The organism is Roseateles sp. P5_B10, assembly GCF_056400485.1.
Genome location: NZ_JBFULE010001182.1, coordinates 1 through 1,209, shown reverse-complemented (window position 1 = coordinate 1,209; position 1,209 = coordinate 1). Strand labels below are relative to the sequence as shown.

Genomic DNA, 1,209 nt, shown 5'->3' with positions numbered 1-1,209 from the left:
GCTTCGCGGTGCGCAGCTTCGAGGGTGTCGGCGCCTGGATCCTGGGCCGCAACATGTTCGGCCCCGTGCGCGGCCCCTGGCCCGACGAGACCTGGAAGGGCTGGTGGGGTGCCAATCCGCCTTACCACGTACCTGTGTTCGTGCTGACCCACCACGCCCGGCCGCCGCTGCAGATGGAAGGCGGCACGACCTTCCATTTCGTGACGGACGGAATCGAAGCCGCGCTGCGGCAGGCGAAGCACGCCGCCGCGGGCAAGGACGTGCGCATCGGCGGCGGTGCTCAGACGATTCGTCAGTATCTGCAGGCCGGTCTGATCGACGAGATGCACCTGGCCATCTCGCCGGTGCTGCTGGGCAGCGGCGAGTCGCTGCTGGGTGGCCTGGACATGCCGGCCCTCGGTTGGCGCGTCACCGAGTGCGAAAGCTCGGGCCAGGCGATGCATGTGGTGATGGCGAGGTGACGACGCAGGTCGCGCGAGCGTCGACGCCGACGTCCAGTGGGGCAGTTGCGCAAGCGGCTTGATGCGCTGCGCCCCAGCGACGGATTTCCTCGGCCACCGGCAGCACCGACAGCCCATGCGGCGTGAGCCCGTATCGCACAACGGCCGGCACAGGCCCCGTGCGCTCGCGGCTCACCAGGCCGTCGGCCTGCAGCTCATGCAGCTGCTCCGCCAGCACCTTGGCCGACACGTCCGGCAGGCTGCGCCGCAGCGCCGCGAAGTGCAGCGGGCCATCGGCCAGCCGGTACACCACGAACAACTTCCAACGCCCACCGATGGCCGCCAGCGCCGCCGTCAGCGCGCAGCCGGGGATGGCGTTGCCACGCGCCGGGCGAGGACGGTTACCTGCAGGTGCCTTCTTGGCAGTGGACATGGTGCTGCATAGAGTGAACCGGGTCAGTCTAGTCACCCATCCGAGTTCATGCCTTCCCAACACACCCGCCGCACTGCCGCTTCCCTGCTCGTTGTCGCCGGCGCCAGTGCCATCGCCGCACCGGCAGCCAGCGCGCCGCCGCTGCCCGCAACGCCGGCGGGCGCGCCGCAGGACTTCGAATTCGAGCACGGCAAGTGGTACACGTCGCTGCGCCGCCGCCTGCGGCCCCTGAGCGGTTCCGACACCTGGGCCGAGTACACGGGCACGACCCTCGTGCACCCGCTGCTGGGCGGTCGCGCGAATCTCGTCGAACTGGACGTCTCGGGCCCCGAGGGG

The 1,209-nt window shown here is 70.4% G+C and carries 2 protein-coding genes and 1 pseudogene; 2 read left to right on the top strand and 1 reads right to left on the bottom strand.

The features are described 5' to 3' along the window. A partial coding sequence (locus AC1DU6_RS31930; RefSeq protein WP_477862214.1) for a dihydrofolate reductase family protein occupies window positions 1–461 on the top strand: 461 nt, incomplete at its 5' end. Here AC1DU6_RS31930 and AC1DU6_RS31925 read toward each other — a convergent pair. After that, a complete protein-coding gene (locus AC1DU6_RS31925; RefSeq protein WP_457323428.1) occupies window positions 409–873 on the bottom strand; it encodes a winged helix-turn-helix transcriptional regulator in 465 nt (154 codons plus the stop codon). The two genes, AC1DU6_RS31930 and AC1DU6_RS31925, sit on opposite strands and share 53 nt — an antisense overlap. Window positions 874–921: 48 nt before the next feature. On the opposite strand from AC1DU6_RS31925, the pseudogene AC1DU6_RS31920 reads away from it, so the two are divergent. Then, window positions 922–1,209: pseudogene (locus AC1DU6_RS31920) on the top strand (hypothetical protein); the annotation flags it as partial.